14 protein-coding genes and 1 riboswitch are annotated in these 19,300 nt (G+C 50.2%); of the genes, 9 read left to right on the top strand and 5 right to left on the bottom strand.

Translation table 11 applies throughout. From position 1 onward, the window contains the following. Positions 1 to 315 precede the first annotated feature (315 nt). The gene (locus tag AB3G73_RS00260; protein ID WP_188520968.1) at positions 316 to 2,574 is read right to left on the bottom strand and encodes a cation:proton antiporter; all 2,259 of its coding nucleotides are present in this window, start codon (positions 2,572 to 2,574) and stop codon (positions 316 to 318) included. 179 nt (positions 2,575 to 2,753) lie between these two features. Continuing rightward, positions 2,754 to 2,968, top strand: a riboswitch (cobalamin riboswitch). 138 nt (positions 2,969 to 3,106) lie between these two features. Between AB3G73_RS00260 and accC the strand changes: the two genes are divergently transcribed. From accC to AB3G73_RS00235, 5 genes are all read left to right on the top strand, one after another. After that, a complete protein-coding gene (gene accC, locus AB3G73_RS00255; protein ID WP_005808006.1) occupies positions 3,107 to 4,621 on the top strand; it encodes an acetyl-CoA carboxylase biotin carboxylase subunit in 1,515 nt (504 codons plus the stop codon). A gap of 6 nt (positions 4,622 to 4,627) precedes the next feature. Beyond that, positions 4,628 to 5,128: an acetyl-CoA carboxylase biotin carboxyl carrier protein subunit gene (locus AB3G73_RS00250; protein WP_005782744.1), complete on the top strand. Its 501-nt coding sequence runs from the start codon at positions 4,628 to 4,630 to the stop codon at positions 5,126 to 5,128. Positions 5,129 to 5,145: 17 nt separating this feature from the next. Continuing rightward, the gene (locus AB3G73_RS00245) at positions 5,146 to 6,681 is read left to right on the top strand and encodes an acyl-CoA carboxylase subunit beta (protein WP_005782746.1); all 1,536 of its coding nucleotides are present in this window, start codon (positions 5,146 to 5,148) and stop codon (positions 6,679 to 6,681) included. Between the two features lie 139 nt (positions 6,682 to 6,820). Then, on the top strand, positions 6,821 to 7,705 hold the full coding sequence (locus AB3G73_RS00240; RefSeq protein WP_005821482.1) for an AraC family transcriptional regulator: 885 nt from the start codon (positions 6,821 to 6,823) through the stop codon (positions 7,703 to 7,705). Between the two features lie 213 nt (positions 7,706 to 7,918). Then, the gene (locus AB3G73_RS00235) at positions 7,919 to 8,833 is read left to right on the top strand and encodes a hypothetical protein (protein ID WP_234069149.1); all 915 of its coding nucleotides are present in this window, start codon (positions 7,919 to 7,921) and stop codon (positions 8,831 to 8,833) included. Between the two features lie 184 nt (positions 8,834 to 9,017). Here AB3G73_RS00235 and AB3G73_RS00230 read toward each other — a convergent pair whose 3' ends face one another. Next, entirely contained in the window at positions 9,018 to 9,689 is a 672-nt protein-coding gene (locus AB3G73_RS00230) for an isochorismatase family protein (RefSeq protein WP_188520966.1), read from the bottom strand. A gap of 393 nt (positions 9,690 to 10,082) precedes the next feature. On the opposite strand from AB3G73_RS00230, the gene AB3G73_RS00225 reads away from it, so the two are divergent. Then, the gene (locus tag AB3G73_RS00225; RefSeq protein WP_005821486.1) at positions 10,083 to 11,696 is read left to right on the top strand and encodes a serine hydrolase; all 1,614 of its coding nucleotides are present in this window, start codon (positions 10,083 to 10,085) and stop codon (positions 11,694 to 11,696) included. Positions 11,697 to 11,807: 111 nt separating this feature from the next. Here the strand turns inward: AB3G73_RS00225 and AB3G73_RS00220 are convergent, their stop codons facing one another. Continuing rightward, positions 11,808 to 13,439 (bottom strand): PAS domain-containing sensor histidine kinase, encoded by a 1,632-nt coding sequence (locus tag AB3G73_RS00220; RefSeq protein ID WP_005808018.1) that lies wholly within the window; start codon positions 13,437 to 13,439, stop codon positions 11,808 to 11,810. A gap of 128 nt (positions 13,440 to 13,567) precedes the next feature. Here AB3G73_RS00220 and AB3G73_RS00215 point away from each other — a divergent pair, with 128 nt between their 5' ends. Then, a complete protein-coding gene (locus AB3G73_RS00215) occupies positions 13,568 to 14,527 on the top strand; it encodes a helix-turn-helix domain-containing protein (RefSeq protein WP_367741628.1) in 960 nt (319 codons plus the stop codon). A gap of 134 nt (positions 14,528 to 14,661) precedes the next feature. On the opposite strand, the gene AB3G73_RS00210 is transcribed toward AB3G73_RS00215, so the two are convergent. Continuing rightward, positions 14,662 to 16,155, bottom strand: coding sequence for an IMP dehydrogenase (locus AB3G73_RS00210; protein WP_022011579.1), 1,494 nt, complete (start codon positions 16,153 to 16,155; stop codon positions 14,662 to 14,664). Positions 16,156 to 16,569: 414 nt separating this feature from the next. Here AB3G73_RS00210 and AB3G73_RS00205 point away from each other — a divergent pair, with 414 nt between their 5' ends. Beyond that, positions 16,570 to 16,803, top strand: coding sequence for a hypothetical protein (locus AB3G73_RS00205; RefSeq protein ID WP_022011580.1), 234 nt, complete (start codon positions 16,570 to 16,572; stop codon positions 16,801 to 16,803). A 329-nt stretch (positions 16,804 to 17,132) separates the two neighbouring features. On the opposite strand, the gene AB3G73_RS00200 is transcribed toward AB3G73_RS00205, so the two are convergent. Continuing rightward, entirely contained in the window at positions 17,133 to 17,984 is an 852-nt protein-coding gene (locus AB3G73_RS00200; protein ID WP_005808028.1) for a helix-turn-helix domain-containing protein, read from the bottom strand. Between the two features lie 150 nt (positions 17,985 to 18,134). On the opposite strand from AB3G73_RS00200, the gene AB3G73_RS00195 reads away from it, so the two are divergent. Beyond that, complete coding sequence (locus tag AB3G73_RS00195) at positions 18,135 to 19,253, top strand: efflux RND transporter periplasmic adaptor subunit (RefSeq protein ID WP_005782767.1); 1,119 nt, start codon at positions 18,135 to 18,137, stop codon at positions 19,251 to 19,253. The last annotated feature ends 47 nt before the right edge of the window (positions 19,254 to 19,300 follow it).

Genomic DNA, 19,300 nt, shown 5'->3' with positions numbered 1-19,300 from the left:
AGTTTCCTGAAATTATCGGAGGCTTCAGAAGGGATATGTGTCAACTATCATTTTAAAGGTTCAATCCGACCTACAACGACAGAAGATGTCTAAAAACAAGGATCACCAACCATATGCTTGATAAAAAGGTAAAATCACATCATTTTGATTCTGTCTGATGGGAAAATAAGAGTCTTTTCGGAAGCAGTCGCAAACGAGGCCGGAAAGAAACGAATACAGACCGTATTGAAAATACAGAATGATACTTCATTGTGTATCTGTCAAAATGCAAATTTTCGCCTCAGCCGTTTTCCTTTCCTCTGCTCTTTACCACTCTTACTTCTTCCGCACCAAAAACTGCCTGATCTTCTCCCTGTCTCCTACCACCCAAACCAAATCTCCCAATTGGAAAACTATAGCCTGATTCACCGGAACCAATTCACCCTCTCGTTCAAGGGCTACGACGAGACTATCATATCTTTTTCCTAACCGGGACTGGGCAATGCTTTTGTTCAGAAACGGAAAATCTTCATCTACCGTGAATGAATGAAGCGTCACATCTTGTTTTATGTTCTTTTCATCCGGCAAATCCTGTCTGTTCTCAAGTTCCGTCCGGAACTCTTGCAGCTGTCCGCCTGTTCCGACCACTACTAACTTATCCTGCGGATAAATTCGTTCGGAACTTTGTGGAATGTATATTCTCCGCTCCCCTCTGACAATACTTACTATATTGACACCAAACTCCCGCCTGAAAGGGAGTTCATCCAATGACTGACCGATATAAGACGAATAAGGAGACACCCAAACGGAAGTCAGCTCAACATCTTTGTCATTAAACTCACTGTTAAAACGACTTTTCAGAGGATAACGTTTGCGGACAGCTTCTTCCCTTCCGTTCAGATTGGTCAGGAAGTGTGTTTCCAGATGCGAATATTGCGTGAGGTTCTCCCTGAAAATAAGAATCAATGCCAATACGGCAACGGCTATCACAATGCCTATCCCATAATTGAGGCTGAAGTAACTGATAACGACCCCTGCAATGAAAAAGACGGCAACCGACACACGGAACAAAATCAGCGCGACCAACCGTCCGTGATTGTAATTATCATCATTCCACAACTTAAAAAACACATCCGGGGAATTATACTTATCTGAAACAAGTGCCCACAGGAAAGGTGTCATCAACAGAAGTGTGACCAGACACATCCCTATGTTTACCCATCGCCCGGGAGCATCGAACATCTCGTTTATCGTGGGATAAACGGTTTGCACAGACAATAGCCAAATCGCCGTGAGAAGAACACTATAGATAATCACTCTTCCGACAATCGTCTTCAACAACCGCTTCCAATCGCTGTCATGATTGACCGTCTTCTTACCGTAAGCATAGCGGTCCAGACTTTCCCTGGTTTTAGGCGGAAGTATTTTATAAAGCCATTCGGCAAACGGATTTGCCAACCGGATGAAATAAGGAGTTGTGAATGTAGTAATCACCGATACCGCAACAATAATCGGAGGGATAAAACTATCCAGTACTTTGAGTGAAGCCCCCAGCCCTGCGATAATGAAAGCGAACTCTCCTATCTGGGCAAGGCTGAATCCTGACTTGACGGAAACCTTCAACGGTTCACCGGATAATAAAACTCCCAATGAAGAAAATATGGATTTACCCACAAGAGTTACCAAAGTAATGATGACCACCGGCCAGGCATACTGCACCAAGACAGCCGGATTGACCAACATACCGACAGAGACAAAGAAAATAGCTCCGAAAAGATCTTTCACCGGCTGGATGATATGTTCTATGTGTTCGGCCTCAACCGTCTCGGCAAGGATAGATCCCATAATGAAAGCACCCAGTGCAGCCGAGAATCCTGTACGGGTAGCCAACACAACCATTCCCAGACAAAGTCCCAGCGAAACGATCAGTAAGGTTTCGTTATTCATCAGCCGTTTTGCTTTTTTCAAAAAGAACGGAAGGATAAATATCCCAATCAGGAACCATAGGATCAGAAAGAAAACAACCTTCAACACACTCATCAACAACTCTTCACCTACAAACTCCTTACTCACTGCCATTGTAGAAAGGATGACCATCATCAGGATAGCGATCAGATCTTCAACTACCAATGTCCCGAATACAACACCCGTGAAGCGTTGGTTACGTAAGCCGAGATCATCAAACGCTTTGATAATAATCGTTGTTGACGACATGGACAACATACCTCCCAGAAAAATAGAATTCATTGTGCTCCAGCCTAACAGATGTCCTACCATATAACCGATCAGCAACATGCTGATAACTTCGGTGGTTGCCGTGATAAAGGCAGCTGACCCGACATTTATTAATTTCTTAAAACTAAACTCCAACCCAAGGGCGAAAAGTAAAAAAACAACTCCTATCTCAGCCCAGATATTGATGTTCTCAATATCACCTACAGTCGGGAAAATCTGCACGTAAGGTCCCGCCAATAATCCGGCGACGATATATCCCAGTACCAAGGGTTGTTTCAACCATTTGAACAAAAGGGTAATGATACTTGCGGACATCAGTATTAGGGCAAGGTCGGCAATTAAGGTAGGTAAGTGTGACATGGCATGTATATTTCGTTAGTAATTCATTCCGTTTATGCTCTTTTATTTGTAAAAAAGAACAATCGACAGTCTATTTGTGTTTCGTCTATATGACATTTATTTTGAAACAAAGCGCCGTTGGTCATTGCACAAAATTGAACTTTTCGTGCAAAAAGTATCCACTCTATCCAATATTTCTCTATATTTGTCCCCGAATTGGTTCGGAATCCGTGGTCAACGGACGAAGATTAAAAGGGAATCGGGTGTAAATCCCGGACAGTCCCGCTGCTGTGAAGCTCTATATAACATCTTATCAATAAACCAATTACAAACCACTGACGGAAAAGGAAACGTCGGGAAGGTCCGATAAGATGTAGAGTCAGTCAGAAGACCTGCCATTCAATGAATAAGAGCTTTTTTACCTCGTGGGTTAGGAAAGAAAGCATCGTTGTTAAGCCCCAAATCGTAGAAATACTGTGTTTTCATCGGGTGGACTCATGTCCGCAGGGTGGAAAGCATGAATATGTGTATTCCATTTAATTGAGAAATGAATATGATTAAAAGAATCTTAGTCGCCAACCGCGGCGAAATAGCCGTGAGGGTGATGCGCTCCTGCCGGGAGATGGAAATAACGAGCATTGCCGTTTTCTCGGAAGCGGACCGAACAGCGAAGCATGTGCTCTATGCCGACGAAGCTTACTGCATCGGCCCGGCAGCATCGAAAGAGAGTTATCTGAATATAGAAAAGATTATCGAAGTGGCAAAGTCGTGCCGCGCAGACGCCATCCACCCGGGATACGGGTTCTTGTCCGAAAATGCAACCTTTGCCCGTCGTTGTCGTGAAGAGGGGATCATCTTCATCGGTCCGGACCCGGAAACCATGGAGGCGATGGGAGATAAGATTTCGGCACGTATCAAGATGATAGAAGCCGGTGTACCGGTGGTTCCGGGTACTCAAGAAAACCTGAAGAGCCTTGAAGAAGCGGTAGAACTCTGCAATCAAATCGGCTATCCGGTAATGCTGAAAGCCTCGATGGGAGGTGGTGGAAAGGGTATGCGGCTGATTCATCGTGCAGATGAAGTGGAAGAGGCCTACACAACCGCCAAGAGCGAATCACTTTCGTCATTCGGCGACGACACGGTTTACCTGGAGAAATTTGTAGAAGAACCGCATCACATTGAGTTCCAGATTCTGGGCGACAAGCATGGCAACGTGATTCATCTGTGCGAACGTGAATGTTCGGTGCAACGCCGCAACCAGAAGATTGTGGAAGAGAGCCCTTCGGTGTTCGTCACTCCTGAACTACGCCGGGATATGGGAGAAAAAGCAGTGGCCGCCGCCAAAGCCGTGAACTATGTCGGAGCGGGAACCATCGAATTTCTGGTGGACAAGCACCGCAACTATTACTTCCTGGAAATGAACACGCGCCTGCAAGTGGAACATCCGATTACCGAAGAGGTAGTCGGCGTAGATTTAGTGAAAGAGCAGATTAAAGTGGCCGAAGGACAGGTGTTGCAACTGAAACAGGAAGATATCCAGCAACGCGGACATGCCATCGAATGCCGCATCTGCGCAGAAGATACAGAAATGAACTTCATGCCCAGCCCGGGTGTCATCAAGCAGATTACGGAGCCAAACGGCATCGGGGTGCGCATCGACAGCTATGTATACGAAGGTTACGAGATTCCGATTTATTATGACCCGATGATCGGCAAGCTGATTGTATGGGCAACCACACGCGAATACGCCATCGAACGAATGCGCCGTGTACTCCACGAATATAAGCTGACAGGAGTAAAGAACAACATCAGTTATCTGCGCGCCATCATGGATACTCCCGACTTTGTGGAAGGGCATTACGATACGGGATTCATCAGCAAAAACGGGGAAGTGCTCCAACACTGCATCACCCGTACCAGCGAACGTGCAGAGAACATCGCACTGATCGCCGCTTACATGGATTACCTGATGAACCTGGAGGAGAATAACAGCGGACTGGCTGCGGACAACCGCCCGATCAGCAAATGGAAAGAATTCGGACTGCACAAAGGGGTATTAAGAATATAGAAGAGTATGGAAATACATATAGGGAATCGCGTGGCCGAGATAGAACTGGTCAGCAAAGAAGATAACAAAGTGGTACTCACCATCGACGGAAAAACGTTCGAAGCGGACGTTGTCATGGCAGAGAACGGGAATTGCAACATCCTGATGGACGGACGCAGCTCCAACGCCCAACTGATTCGCAAAGAGAACGGAAAGAGTTACAAAGTGAATACACACTACAGCAGTTTCAATGTCGAGATTGTGGACAGTCAGGCAAAATATCTGCGGATGCGCAAGAAAGGTGAAGAAACACAGAACGACCGCATCATTTCGCCCATGCCGGGCAAGGTAGTGAAAATCCCCGTCAGTGTGGGACAGGAGATGAAAGCCGGAGAAACTGTCATCGTCATCGAAGCGATGAAGATGCAGAGTAACTACAAGGTGACTTCGGACTGCCGGATTAAAGAGATTCTGGTACAGGAAGGTGATAATATCGCCGGAGACCAGACGCTGATAACGTTAGAATAACGAATAATAGAAAGACAATGGAAGAAGTAAATAAAGCCTATGCCACGTTCGAAGAGCGTGACCGTATCGCTTCCCAAGGCGGAGGCGCTGCCAAGATTGAAATACAACATGCGAGCGGAAAGATGACTGCCCGCGAACGCATCGATATGTTACTGGACAAGGGAACATTTGTGGAACTTGACAAGCTGATGGTGCACCGCTGCACCAACTATGGCATGGACCGTAACAAGGTTCCGGGCGACGGTGTGGTGTCGGGTTACGGAAAGATCGACGGCCGTCAAGTGTTTGTCTACGCTTACGACTTCACCGTTTACGGTGGTTCACTCTCGGCATCGAATGCCAAGAAGATAGTCAAGGTACAACAACTGGCTTTGAAGAATGGCGCGCCGATCATCGCACTGAACGACTCGGGCGGTGCACGTATCCAGGAAGGAATCGAAAGCCTGTCGGGCTATGCCGACATCTTTTACCAGAACACGATGGCAAGCGGCGTGATCCCGCAGATTTCGGCTATCCTCGGTCCATGCGCCGGAGGTGCCTGCTACTCTCCGGCACTGACGGATTTCATCTTTATGGTGAAGGAGAAAAGCCATATGTTCGTCACCGGACCGGATGTGGTAAAGACGGTGATCCACGAAGAAGTCAGCAAAGAAGAACTGGGCGGTGCCATGACGCACAGCAGCAAGAGTGGTGTAACGCATTTCATAGCAAACACCGAGGAAGAATTGCTGATGTCGATCCGCGAGCTGCTCTCCTTCCTCCCGCAAAACAATATGGACGAAACGCGCAAGCAGAACTGCACCGATGACATCAACCGCGAAGATGCATCACTCGGCAGCATTATCCCCGCCGACCCGAACATACCGTATGATATGAAAGAGATCATCGAACGGGTTGTTGACGAGGGCTACTTCTTTGAAGTGATGCAGAACTTTGCCAAAAACATCATCATCGGTTTTGCCCGCTTAGCCGGACGCTCGGTAGGTATCGTGGCCAACCAGCCGGCATACCTGGCGGGTGTGCTCGACATCGATGCCAGCGACAAGGCAAGCCGTTTCATCCGCTTCTGCGACTGTTTCAACATTCCTCTGATTACGTTCGAAGACGTTCCGGGCTTCCTGCCGGGATATACGCAGGAGAACAACGGCATCATCCGCCACGGTGCCAAAATAGTGTATGCCTTTGCCGAGGCCACAGTGCCCAAGCTGACTGTGATCACCCGCAAGGCCTATGGTGGCGCTTACATCGTGATGAACTCCAAGCAGACGGGGGCGGACGTGAACTTTGCCTACCCGAGTGCGGAAATTGCCGTGATGGGTGCCGAGGGAGCCGTAAACATCCTGTTCCGCAAGGCGGACGCAGAGAGCAAAGCCAAAGAACTGGATGCCTACAAAGAGAAGTTTGCCACTCCATACCAGGCTGCCGAACTGGGATTCATCGACGAGATCATCCTGCCGAAGCAAACCCGTAAACGCTTGATACAGGCATTGGAGATGACGGAAAACAAAATGCAGACGAATCCGCCGAAGAAACACGGAAACATGCCGCTGTAGGCACAGCAGGCGGACCAAGCAGAGAGAGGGTATATGCGCGGGGGCAAGGCGACCGGAACAAGATTTCGCACGTCTCCCCGCATTTTTCAGGAAGTTTTATCCTATATTTGCGTCAGCTAACTCCAAAACCTTTTATCTTATGCCCACTAAGCGCCTTTTCGTCCCCGATGACATTCTCCGTCCGGCACAGCCGGGTGAAAACAAGAACATACGCCTGCTCCAATACGTCAACTCTACCACACAGGAAAACTTCGACGCTTTCCTGACGCACCATGCCCTGGTATACATCCTCTCCGGGGTGAAGCAGATCAAGGTAGGGAGCAATCAGTTTGACATCCGCCCCGGAGAACTGTTTCTGATACCAAGGGGAGAGTACGTGATGTCGGAATACATTACCGGCGAACATGGGTTCCGCAGCCTGATGTTGTTTTTCAGCAAACGGGTTGCGCAAGGACTGGCCGAACAACTGAGCGGATGTTTGCCGGAACGTATATCGGAAAGGATGCCGACAAAAAGAGAAGCCATAAAGATCATTCCCCACAACCGGGAAATAGAGAAACTGTTTTCTTCGTTGGAGGAATACAGCAAGAGTAAGAGTCCGTTTATGTGCGAACTGATCCGGCTGAAATTTACCGAACTGGTATACCTGCTTCTGGACAGTCCTTACCGGCAACTAATAGCTTCCTTCCTCCTGGATGCGGCACGAAGCGAAAGCCCGGCACTGTCAGCCGTGCTCGACCGGCATTTGTATTCCCCGGCCACCGTCAACGAACTGGCTATGCTTTCCGGCAGAAGCCTGTCGAGCTTTAAGCGGGAGTTTGCCCAGGAATATGGTGAAGCTCCCCGCGGATGGATACGCAGAAAAAAACTGGAACGCGCTGCTTATCTGCTCGACACGTCGGACAAAACGATCGAAGAAGTAACGGACGCGAGCGGATTTGTAAGTGCGGCACACTTTGCCCGGCTCTTTAAAGAGCAATATCAGATGACACCTACTGAATATAGGGGGAGGAATGATGAATGATGGGCGAAAAGCGATGAACGATGGACGAGAAGTGAGGAACGGAGATGATCGAAGACCTATATATAAGGTGTGGGAAGCTGCCGGAACGAAGCATTCGTAAACGTACCCTGAACCAAACAGACCGGAGACTGAACCAAACGGGCAACAACCCGTTCTCTATTTGCCTGTATCTTTGCTGCATGAAATTCATCTTATGAAATACAAGATCAGCTTATGAAAACTAAATTCTTTACTCCCATCCTATTGATCACCTTCTCGGCTACCGCTCTGTGTTGCCAAAGCAAAAAACAAAACCAGCCGACGGAAGAGGCACAGCAACCGGAAACAACGATCATCAGTGACAGCATTCGTTTCTGCGAAAGCACGTACCCCTATCAGGGAGGTATCCTGATCGCCAACTTCGGAACGGAGCAGCTCAATCCACTCAACACGGAAGGCAGGGGATACATCGCCTACCATAAAGATAACCGGACGGAAATCCTGATTCCTGCCGACGGCACCCTCTCCGGACCGAAAGGAATGTTTGTTCGTGACGAGCACCTGTTCATCTGCGACGTCAACAAAATCGTAGTCTACAACCTACAAGCACCGGAGAAAGCACCGCAAGTCGTCCTGCTGCCCGAAGGCAACCTTTTCGTAAACGACCTCGTGGCGGAAGGGAATACACTTTATGCTTCTGTCACCAATACAGGAAAAATCTTCAGCATCGATATCAGTGACCCGGACGCAGTGGGGATTCCTGCCGAATGGGTGAGCATCGCCGGACCTAACGGGCTGATTATCGAAAACGGAACCATGTACGTCGCCTCTTATCCCGCTGACGGGAAGACAACGGACAACAATGTCATCTATCAGATTACCGACCTGAGCAAGCCCGTTCCGGAGAAGTTCATCACCACCCCGGGACAATATGACGGTATCGCCCTCTCTGCCGACAAGAAAACGATGTACATCACCAACTGGACACCCGCACAAGTTTGTGCCGTCGACATGAATACCCGAAAGATCACGCCACTCGACATTAACCCGGAAAAACCGCTGTCCGGCCCGGCAGATATCACGGTAGCCTCCGGAACGATGTATATTCCGGACCTGCCCAACAGCAGGGTCATCGTTTATCCAATGTAAGATTCGGTTCATAATCCGTCATTACTTATACTAAGAATTCCCTTATCCCAGCTTTTCCCATCCATTGAGAAAGTTGAGATAAGGGAATCTTCCGTCTATTGGAAGGCCGTTTTCGGGATGATTATCCTTTCAGGAACTCCGTTCAGAGAGAGCCCCCCGATTAACGGTCTATATAACCCCGCGCTCACCGCTCCCGCATCTCTGCCACGAACTCGTCGGTGGTGTAGACCTTCTCTGCCAGCAGGGTGAAGTTGATGAACGCTGCCGTATCGGCGTCCAGTCCGGGGAGCTTGGCAGAGGCCGTGGCGTCAAAGACGACGGCTGCCTCAAATCCGCGTTCCTGCAACTCGCGCAGATGGGACTCCGCGCAGAGGTTGCCGGACATGCCGCACACCACTACCTTGTTCACCCCACGCTTGCGGAGTTGAAGAATCAGGTCATTGTTTTCCGGCCCGTACAGTTTGTGGGGTGCCGTGACGATGATATTCGTGCCCCCATCGATATAGGGTTTGTAGAGTTCCAGCCAGTCGGCACCCGAACCTTCAAAGCCTTCGCCGGTCAACTGTCCCCGGCGTTCGAACATGCCCGTGTCGTGCATCAGTTTCTCAATGGGGCCTTCGAAAAGCCATTGGTGATCATGCTTATAGTAATAGTGCGGGGAGATGAATACCAGCATGCCTTTTGCGGCTGCCACCTCGAAGATGCGGCGGAGGTTCTCCACGGTGCCATTCTTCTGTATGTTCTCTCCGAAAGCGCCCCAGCCCAGACCGTTCTCGCTCAGGAAATCGTTCTGAGGGTCTGTCATTACAATCGCTGTGTGTTCGTCAATGACGAACGGGGTGTTGATACCTTCCATAATCTTTTTTTGTTTTTAGATGTTTATACTCCTTTTAGCTCAGGGTGCGGCGTCGGTGTACCGCTTGTTTTCCGACTTTGCAAAGATCGGCATTCCACACAGGCCGGGAAAGGGCCATATGGCCGGATAAGTTAGCAATTCTTCCCGAATAAGAAGAAAATCATGCTATCTTACCCTATGAGGAAAGAAAATGGATCAGAAGAGGAAACGGAGATACCTATTTATATATAAAAGTCTTATAACAAACAGGTTTTAGAGAGTGAAAACGCCACTCTTCCCCGTCTTCGGGAACAATTGCCTATTCAATGTGTGATATCGCTCTTTCCCGAGCAGCGATAAGCACCTATCTTTGCAACATCAGATTTAAACAACTAAAACAATCCCGCGAACGTTATGAAAAAGAATTTATTAATTTTAGTCGCACTGCTGACTTCGGCAACGATCTCGGCACAGAACGGAGGAACCATTATGAAGAAGTATGAGAACCAATTGCCGCAAGCCGGCAGGGGAAATGTGCACGTTGCCTACCAGGGCAAGGCCATCGACCAGATGATTTACGATTTTATGGAAGAACAGGGAATACCGGGCATGACGCTTGCCATCGTACAGGCGCCTTACATCCCCCGGGTGGTGGGCTACGGAGTGACTGATTTCACGAAAGGAAACCTCGCCGCCGCCAAGACGCTCTGGCCCATCGGTCCCATCTCGCAAGGATATGCTGCCGTGGCGGTGATGCAACTCTACGAACGGGGCAAACTCGACCTGAACGACCCCGTCGGCAAGTACCTGAAGGATGTGCCGGAAAGCTGGAAACCGGTCAGCATCCTCCAGTTGATGCAGCACAGCTCGGGCATCGCCGACTACCGCGCGCAGAAGGGTTTCGACGTCTCTGCCGATTATCGTCCGGAACAGTTGATCGAGACCGTAGCCGCACTGCCACTGGCCTTCGAACCGGGAACGGATGTGAAGCAGAGCGCCACGAACTTCCTGCTGCTGACTTCCATCATTGAGAAGGCGGGCAAAATGCCTTACCACGATTTCGTGAAGAAGTATCAGATTGACTACCTGGGACTGCGGCAGACTTTCTTCGGAGAAGACCTGGCGAAAGTAAAACAGGAGGACGTGACCACTACGGGCAACGTGCACCAGACATTCAAGAAGGACCGGGACTATATCAACCCCTCGGAAACAACGACCGGATACGTTGAAAAAGACGGCCGGCTCGTCGCAGCGCCTGCTGTCAGCCCTACGGCACTGAAAGGTTTCTCCGACATCTGGGCATCGGCGGAGAACGTTTCCCATTGGGACATCGGACTGGCGGGAAGCGCCTTGATCGAGAAACCGGAAAACCGTGACATCGTGTACAAGCCCACCCGGCTGGCCAACGGCAAGGTGGTCCCCGCCATGGCAGGCTGGCAATTCTATAACCACAACGGGCTGATGGACATCAAAGGCGACGTATCGGGACATTCGGCTTTCCTGAGCCGTTTCACCGATGCTTCGGAACTGGTATGCGTCACCCTGCTCGCCAATAAAGAGGGAGTGGACCTGACGAACCTGGGACGCCGCATTGCCGCCGCTTTCGACAGCGCCAAGATGGGCACGGGAGCCAACGATAACCTACTTTACACCTACGAGAGCCAGTTCAGCGTAGACGAAACCATGGGACGCATTGAGCAGACGCTCCGGGCAATGGGAATCCCTGTCTTCGCCAAATTCGACCACGGAAAGAACGCAGAAGAGGTAGGCTTGACGCTTCGCCCGAACCAAGTGATCGTCTTCGGTTCGCCGAAAGTGGGCACAAAGCTGATGCAGGACAATCCGAGCATCTCGATCGAATTGCCGCTGAAGATCTCCGTTTGGGAGGATAAGAACGGCAGTGTATGGGCCACTTTCCCACAGATGCAGGTGATGGCGGCCGAATACGGGCTGGAAGCGGAACCGGTGATCGGAAAGATGCAGGAATTGCTGGAAAAGATCGTGATTAAGGGGGCAAGCGTGTATTGACTCCATGCCCGAGGGCATTCTTAAAATAAACACAGAAACGGGGAAATCACAAGCGGTTATGGGACAACGCGCAACGTGACTTTCCCCGTTTCATTCGGGTCCTCCCCGTTTCTATTTTCCTCCTACCGGCAGGCAGACTTCAAACCTCGCCCCCTCACCCGCTTCGGACTCCGCACGAATCTCTCCGCCGAAATGTTCCACAATCGTCTTGCAGATGGCAAGTCCCAACCCCGTTCCTTGAACAAAAGAATCTCCTTTATAAAAGCGCTCAAAAACATGCGCGATCACCTCCTCCGACATTCCCTTCCCGGTGTCTTCGACAAACAGCTCTACGTCCTTCTCCCCCCTCCGGCGATAGCCTATCCGGATGCTGCCCCGGCTCGTAAACTTTATCGCGTTATTGATCAGATTGTTCACCACCTGCTCCAGCCTTACCGGGTCCGCAGTAATCGACACATCCTCTGCGGGCAGATCCGCAATCAGTTCTACACCGGGCTTCACGTTCAGACGCTGCATGCGGGCTATGTCGGCAAACATCTTGTTCAGTGAGAAAACCGAAACGTTAAACTCCATGGTGTTCGATTCAATCTTCGAAAGATCCAGAATATCCGAAATCAGGAACATCAGCAACTGCCCGTTCTTCTCTATCAACGCAGCATACTCCTCGATGTCCTCCGGCCTTAAATCGGACTGCTCGCTCACCAGCAGTGTGGAAAAGCCCACGATGGCATTCAGCGGAGTACGGATCTCGTGACTCATATTGGCCAGGAAAGCACTCTTCAACCGGTCGCTCCGCTGTGCCTTCCGGAGGGCATCGTTCAGCCTGTCCTCTATATCTTTATGCCGCTGCGTACTCATGCAGATACCTACAATACGGAACGGCAGATCTGACAGTTGCCCCACATAAGTAGACTGCCCCTCGAACCACTCCCAGCCCCCGTCTCCCCGGCGCAGACGATAAGGTACGGGTGCCTCGTACAAGTTTCCCGTCAACTGCCCGGCAAGGGCGTCGAAAAGTACCTTCCGGTCATCGGGATGCACCAAGTCGGAAAACTGTTCCATGGTCAGCGTATAATCTTGAGTCGGAATCTTCAGGTAGTCGAAATAACGCGGGTCAATCACCATCAGGTTCCGCTCCATGTCGAACGACCAGGAAAAGATATGTGTTTTGCTCAGGGCGATATTCAGCACATGCCGTTGCGTCCGTTCTTCAAGCACATTGCGCAGGTAGACGATCATCTTGATCAAGCGCCCGCTTTCATAAATCCCCACAATGCCGCCTTGAATCAGGAAGCTGATATTGGAACGGGGTTCGCGAATGAAGCAATTGGTAGAAAACAAAATGTTGCGCTTTCCGCTCTGTATCTCTTCCAGAAACCGGGGCAAAAGGTTCTCCTTGTCCTGGATCAGTTCGATGATGTCAACTGCCTGCCGCCCGGCAACCTGCCTCAAATCCAGTTGCAGTTCTTCCAGCAACAACTTGTTCATCCGTTCTATCTTCCCGTCAGCGCCGAGGACAAGAATGCTCAGCGGCCACACATCAAACAGTTGCCTGCATACGGCATCTCCCACCAGCGCCTTTTTGAGCGCCCGCCTCTGCCCGTAGAGGCACTTCACCGCCACACACAAGGCAAACACGACAATAAGCAGCAAAACAATAACCGTAATCAGACTATTGTCCCCAATGGCCAAAGAAGAAAAAAAGACAGGAAAAACAAAGGTGTTGAATGAAGATCGGTTCATATAAATTCAGTTGTGTCAAGGCACAAAGATCGTACTAATATCAGTTATCGGCAACGGATCGGGTTGGAAATAATATTCTATTATTCTCACAAAATATTCCATCGTGTACGGATTGACCACTTTTAACTATGACAGGAAAAGCCCCGTACAGAATTAACAAGTCATTAACTATATTAGACCGTAATATAATGACTTTTGCAACCAAAAAGGGATCTCAGCGTTATAGCAAACAAAAGAACATGCTTACTCCAGAATTAAATATATCGGCCAATTTCACCACTGCCGACCGCATCAGCAGCGAAACACTGTGGGCATATTGTGCCGAACTCAAAAAGACAAAAGCCGTCATATTTGCCCTCTGCATACGGGGGCGTGTCAAGGCAATGATCAACCTGGTGCAATACAATATCGGTCCCGGTACGATGATCGCTATCCCCTCAGAAAGTTTCGTACAAGTGCTGAAGACATCGGACGATGTGCAGCTGCATGCGGTACTCTTTTCACTTGCGTTCATCCACGAAACCCACTTGGACAGATCGATCATCCATACGTTCTACATCATCAACGAACACCCCTTGCTCCCATTGTCCCCGAAAATTTTCGGCATCTACGTCCAGACTTTCGCGCTTTTGACACACATCCATAAAGACGCTCCGTTCCTTTTCAGTCATGCCACACTGAAGTCTATGCTTGAAGCACTCCTACAGGGGTTCACAGAGCTCAGTCAGCGAAAAGCGTTGTCGCAGGTAGCGCCCGCCAACAAACATTCCGCCGTCTTTCGCCAGTTTGTCCGACTGGTACAGGAGAATCATGCCCGCCAACATCAGGTACAGTTTTATGCGGCCGAAATGGGAATGAAATCGACTACCCTCTGCCACATCATAAAGAAAGAATCGGGCGGACAGACAGCAATGGAAATCATCAACAGTATCCTGATCCTGGCTGCCCGAACCCTGCTGCGAACCACACCCACTCCGGTGAAAGACATTGCCTTGAACCTGGGATTCAACAACGCGGCGTTCTTCAATAAGTTTTTCAAGAAGCAAGTGGGGATGACCCCACAGAAGTTCCGGAACGCAGAGAAATAAGGTCAAACCTACGAAACAGGCGGACCGAAACGAGTTTCAACAACTATACAGTCATCTCAAACCCCGTATCCGTCCGCCTGTCCTATATTATTCACACTTATTGGATGGCCTGTGTGCGGATAGTGAAAAGTTTATTATCCTTTTTCCTTCAGAATCACGTCGTGTGCCCCGCCTTCTACGATACTGGTAGACGAAACCAATGTAATCTTGGCGTTTTGCTGCAAATCGGGAATGGTAACGGCACCGCAACTGCACATCGTAGCTTTGATCTTGCTCAGTGTGGCAGCCAGATTATCTTTCATCTTACCGGCATAAGGCACGTAACTATCGACTCCCTCTTCGAACTTCAAAGATTCCGTTCCGCCCATATCATAGCGCTGCCAGTTCTGGGCACGGTTCGAACCTTCTCCCCAGTACTCTTTCACATAATTGTTCTTGATGCAGAGCTTCTTTGTAGGCGATTCGTCGAAACGGGCAAAGTAACGGCCCATCATCAGGAAATCGGCCCCCATGGCAAGGGCAAGCACCATATGATAGTCGTGCACCAGTCCGCCGTCGCTGCAAATAGGCACATAGATGCCTGTGCGTGCCTGATATTCGTCACGGGCACGAGCCACGTCCTGCAAGGCAGTCGCCTGTCCGCGTCCGATACCTTTCTGTTCACGGGTGATGCAGATAGATCCACCGCCAATGCCCACTTTCACGAAGTCCGCACCGGCTTCCGCCAGATAGAGGAAGCCTTCTTTATCTACCACGTTACCGGCACCTACCAGTACTTTATCCCCATACTGCTGCTTGATCCATTGCAGAGTCTCATATTGCCATTCCGAATAGCCGTCCGAAGAATCGATGCAAAGCACATCCACTCCTGCTTCTACCAGAGCAGGTACACGTTCCTGATAGTCACGGGTATTGATACCGGCACCCACCAGCAATTTCTTATCGGGGCTTGACACCTCGTTAGGGTTTTCCTTGTGGCTGTCGTAATCTTTGCGGAAAACGAAATAAGCCAGACGGCCGTCCTTGTCGATGATGGGAAGAGTGTTGAGTTTGTGGTCCCAGATAATCTGGTTCGCTTCGCTCAGTGTCAGTCCCACTTCGCCTACAATCAGCTTGTCGAAAGGGGTCATGAAGTCTTTGATCTTTTTGTCCAGCGGATCTCTGGAAAGGCGATAGTCGCGGCTGGTTACCAATCCCAGAAGATGTCCGTTCGGTGTGCCGTCATCCGTGATTCCGATGGTAGAGTGTCCGGTCTGACGAAGCAGGCGAAGTACATCATCCAACGTATGTTCCGGTGTCAGGTTCGAGTCACTGGTCACGAAACCGGCTTTAAATTTCTTCACTTTCCGCACCATTTCCGCCTGACTGGCGATGGGTTGCGAGCCGAAGATAAACGAGAGTCCTCCGTTGCGTGCCAGCTCGATAGCCAGTTCGGGACCGGAAACCGACTGCATGATTGCCGAAACGAAAGGAATGTTCAATTCGATTGCTGCTTGTGTGCCTGCCGCATGTTTCACCAGCGGGGTGCGTAAAGATACATTGGAAGGTACACACTGTTTGGTGGTAAGACCGGGAATAAGTAAATATTCACCGAAAGTTCTTGATACTTCTTCTACGTAAACTGCCATAAGATAAGTTGTTTTTTGGCATGCAAAATTACATCTTTCTTTTTAATTATGTGACAGGGACAGGGGTATTTTTTTCAATTATCCCTTCACAGCATCCTATTCTTCTGCCGTCCGTCCATTCAGGCACGGATATTATTGATAAGTCTCAAACGTATGTCCCTCTTTCCGGAGTTGGTCGGCATATTGCTGCAAGGCGGCATCGGATATGCCCAAAGGTTCTGACAATACAGACATAGCCTGATTTCTTTAGTTCACCGGCAAAGGTAATACAAACCGGACTACGTCATGCTTTCCTTATAGATTTAATCCGAAACCGGCATCCCTGCTTTTAAATTAACAGAAAACAACGCCATTTAGCAAACACTTTTGTACCTCCGGTGTTATTCATTACCATACTATAAATAACTACCGCTTATGTCACAAGAAATGAAAGCATTCTCCGGAATGAAAACTACACGGAATTTCAGTTTCAGTCATTCCGAAGTCATTATCAACAGCACACCGGGCAGAAAAGTTGTTCTGGAATCGACTCTGTTGGAACAGTCGCCAATTGAAAAAGGATGTGGAGATACCTCTTCACAGGCATGGAAGGCGACTCCGGCAGAAAGCCGGACAAGGCCTGTGTATAACGAGATCTGGTATACATAAGCAACCGCCTTTCCTGTTTTTATTCAATCACACACAAGAACCGGATACTTCGGTTCCATCCGGAGAATGCGTCGTTTGGATACGCATCCTACAGGGGGACATCTGTTACCTTAAATGCCGACTTCATTTACGTGCCGGGATAACCGGTTTTACGTGCCGGGGTAAATGGTTTTACGTGCCGGGGTAAACGGTTTTACGTGCCGGGGTAAATGGCTTTACGTGCCGGGGTAAACGGTTTTACATTGAAAGAAAAATATAGGTAAATACAATCTGCTGATTATCAAGATTACCGGGACGGATGTCGCAACTACGCATTTCCCAGAGAACTCCTATTTTATACCCGCCAACCTCGCCCTGTACTCCATCGGCGAAACCCCTTCGTGACGTTTGAAATACCGGCCAAGATAAGATTGGTCGGGGAAGCTCAGGCGGTCGGCTATCTCCTGGATACTGAGATCGGTGGACTGGAGGAGGACTTTGATCTCCAAGGCCGTGAAATCATCAATCACTTTTTTGGCTGAGCCGCCCATAAGGGAGCGGCAGATGCTCGTCAGGTATTTGGTAGAAATGCAGAGACGGTCAGCGTAGAACACAACGTCGCGCTGCGAACAACAATGCTCGTGCACCAAGGTGACGAACTTATGAAAAAGCTCGTTCGGACGGTTGCCGCCTTCGATCTCTTTATGGGTGAAAAGGCGGTGCACTTTGTCGTATACATCGAGCAGGAAGCTTTGCAGGTGGTTGCGGGCTATCTGGTTGCGGAAGCGGTGGTCGGTGTCGGCGAAGATGGCGCCGGTGGCGTGCAGAAGACCATTGATGGGGGCGGTAAATTCGGGAGGGAGCGTATAGCAGGGCTTCTCCTTGAGGAAGCGGAAGAAGGAGGGTTCGAAGCGGATGCAGGCTTCACGGAACATCTCGATGTGGGAGGCGAAAAAGGAGATCTGCAGGTCTTCGCTCTTCTCTTCAAGGGTGATGACGGAGCCGGGCAGGAGGACAACCTGGGTATTGGGGGTGATCTCGTATTTCTTCAGGTCGATGGCAAGCGTGGCATGACCGCTGCGGCAGTAGAGAATGATGGCACAGTTGAGCTTGTGCAACCGGTTGTAGAAAGGGGCGAAGTCGTCGGTTCCTGCCACGAAGGGCTGGTCGAGAGTGAGAGTGAGCAGATTACTTTTTTCCATATCGTGTTCTTTATTTCGCCTGCAAAGGTAGGTCTTTTTAGTGAATTAGGCGAAAAGTTGTTCCGATTATGAACAATAGTGGGGCGGGTATGAAAAGCTGCCGAAGGGGAAAACGCTCTACCTTTGCCGCGACAAAATTAAATAGGAACTATGATTGAAAAGGTAAGTAAAGTGAAACAGGCCGTGATACTGGCCTGCTGTCTGGCCGTCGGGGGATGCAAGCAAGCACCGCAGGCAAACGTGGAGTCGGGATACAAAGTGATGACCCTCGCGCCTGCCGACCGGACGCTATCGAGTACGTATTCGGCAACGATACGCGGACGACAAGACATCGAGATCTATCCGCAGGTAGGCGGCACGCTGACGCAGGTGTGTGTCAGCGAGGGGGAACGGGTGAAACGGGGACAGTCGCTGTTCGTCATCGACCAAGTGCCTTACGAAGCTGCCTTGCAGACTGCCCTGGCAAACGTGGAGGCGGCAAAGGCGTCGCTGGCCACAGCACAACTGACGTATGACAGCAAGCAGGAATTGTACAGGCAGAACGTAGTGTCCGCCTTCGACATGAGCACGGCAAAGAACTCCCTCCTGGCAGCGCAGGCGCAACTGGCGCAGATGAAGGCACAGGAGGTGAACGCACGCAACAACTTATCGTATACGCTGGTGAAGAGTCCGGCGGACGGAGTAGTGGGCACGCTGCCCTACCGGGTGGGAGCACTGGTGAGCGCCAGCCTGCCGGAACCGCTGACTACCGTTTCGGACAACTCGGACATGTACGTCTACTTCTCAATGACGGAGAACCAGCTCTTAGGACTGATCCGCCGTTACGGATCGAAGGAGGAAGCCTTGAAACAGATGCCGGAAATCGGCCTGCAACTGAACGACCGTTCGGACTATCCGCAGGCGGGACGGATCGAGACGATCAGCGGGGTGATAGACCGCACGACGGGAACGGTGAGCCTGCGGGCGGTGTTTCCCAACCGGGAAGGGCTGCTGCATAGCGGCGGCGCCGGAAACGTGATCGTGCCGACGGAGAAGACGGGAGCGCTGGTGATTCCGCAAGCGGCCACATTCGAAGTACAGGACAAGGTATTTGTATATAAGGTAGTGGACGGCAAGGCGCAATCGGCTCCGGTACAGGTGACGCGCGTCAACGGCGGACAGGAGTACATCGTGGAGAGCGGGCTACAGACCGGTGACGTGATCGTGGCCGAAGGCGTCGGACTGCTCCGGGAAGGAACGGAGATCAAAGCGGTGAACGAGGAACGGTGAACGCTCATCGTATGCAATAAAACAAAGAACAAGGCTCACTACAGAGT

The sequence above is a fragment of the Bacteroides sp. L008 genome (assembly GCF_040812255.1).
Classification (GTDB): domain Bacteria; phylum Bacteroidota; class Bacteroidia; order Bacteroidales; family Bacteroidaceae; genus Bacteroides; species Bacteroides vicugnae.
Note: the sequence above shows the minus strand (reverse complement) of the source record. Positions and strands in the feature narration are given on the sequence as shown.

Bases quoted from the DNA above. Each gene is read 5' to 3' on its own strand.
- AB3G73_RS00230 (WP_188520966.1), bottom strand. From the start codon at position 9,689: ATGGAAGGTATCAACACCCCGTTCGTCATTGACGAACACACAGCGATT.
- AB3G73_RS00215 (WP_367741628.1), top strand. From the start codon at position 13,568: ATGACAGGAAAAGCCCCGTACAGAATTAACAAGTCATTAACTATATTA.
- AB3G73_RS00250 (WP_005782744.1), top strand. From the start codon at position 4,628: ATGGAAATACATATAGGGAATCGCGTGGCCGAGATAGAACTGGTCAGC.
- AB3G73_RS00240 (WP_005821482.1), top strand. From the start codon at position 6,821: ATGCCCACTAAGCGCCTTTTCGTCCCCGATGACATTCTCCGTCCGGCA.
- AB3G73_RS00210 (WP_022011579.1), bottom strand. From the start codon at position 16,155: ATGGCAGTTTACGTAGAAGAAGTATCAAGAACTTTCGGTGAATATTTA.
- AB3G73_RS00245 (WP_005782746.1), top strand. From the start codon at position 5,146: ATGGAAGAAGTAAATAAAGCCTATGCCACGTTCGAAGAGCGTGACCGT.
- AB3G73_RS00205 (WP_022011580.1), top strand. From the start codon at position 16,570: ATGTCACAAGAAATGAAAGCATTCTCCGGAATGAAAACTACACGGAAT.
- AB3G73_RS00195 (WP_005782767.1), top strand. From the start codon at position 18,135: ATGATTGAAAAGGTAAGTAAAGTGAAACAGGCCGTGATACTGGCCTGC.
- accC (WP_005808006.1), top strand. From the start codon at position 3,107: ATGATTAAAAGAATCTTAGTCGCCAACCGCGGCGAAATAGCCGTGAGG.
- AB3G73_RS00260 (WP_188520968.1), bottom strand. From the start codon at position 2,574: ATGTCACACTTACCTACCTTAATTGCCGACCTTGCCCTAATACTGATG.
- AB3G73_RS00220 (WP_005808018.1), bottom strand. From the start codon at position 13,439: ATGAACCGATCTTCATTCAACACCTTTGTTTTTCCTGTCTTTTTTTCT.
- AB3G73_RS00225 (WP_005821486.1), top strand. From the start codon at position 10,083: ATGAAAAAGAATTTATTAATTTTAGTCGCACTGCTGACTTCGGCAACG.
- AB3G73_RS00235 (WP_234069149.1), top strand. From the start codon at position 7,919: ATGAAAACTAAATTCTTTACTCCCATCCTATTGATCACCTTCTCGGCT.
- AB3G73_RS00200 (WP_005808028.1), bottom strand. From the start codon at position 17,984: ATGGAAAAAAGTAATCTGCTCACTCTCACTCTCGACCAGCCCTTCGTG.